The organism is Klebsiella sp. A-Nf5, assembly GCF_002810545.1.
In the GTDB taxonomy this organism is placed as follows: domain Bacteria; phylum Pseudomonadota; class Gammaproteobacteria; order Enterobacterales; family Enterobacteriaceae; genus Klebsiella; species Klebsiella variicola.
Window position 1 is genome coordinate 1 of the sequence record NZ_PIOG01000208.1, and the last position, 545, is coordinate 545.

Annotated in this window: 1 protein-coding gene; it reads right to left on the reverse strand. The window is 47.7% G+C overall.

Features of this window, described 5'->3' with window-relative positions; all coding sequences use genetic code 11:
- The coding region (locus CWM53_RS20285) for an MFS transporter (protein ID WP_133124372.1) at positions 1-545 on the reverse strand (545 nt) is incomplete at both ends.

Below are 545 nucleotides of genomic sequence, written 5' to 3' on the forward strand. Positions count from 1 at the left end.
GGAGACGGTTCCCAGCAGAACAAATACCCCCGTCACGCCATAACCGTTAAGCAATACCGCGACCGCATAAGGAGCGGCGATACCGCTGATACGCCCAACTGCATTCGCCAGACCGGAACCGCGAAGCTTCGCTTCTGTCGGCCATATTTCCGGAACATAGACTGCCGAGGCGTAGCAAACGTACATATACACAAACGTAATCAGAAAGAAGCCAATTAACGTAATTAATAGCATGCTGGTTTGCAGAGAATAGATATATCCCAGCCCGGCAATTAATACCAACAGCCCCACCCCCATATTTTTTCTGGGTAGTTTATCCATGACCAGCATGGCGATAAAAATCCCAAACGGCGCGCCAAACATACTCATCGTGTTTAAGACAATCGAGTCTTTAAGATTAATGCCCTGGGTCATAAATATCGTCGGCAGCCAGTTAATTAAAGTATACTGGACAACGTTCATGGCGATCAGGACAAAGGAACCTAAAATAACGCGTTTCAGCAACACACCTGTTAATAAGGCCGAATAAGGAACTGCGCGCGGGG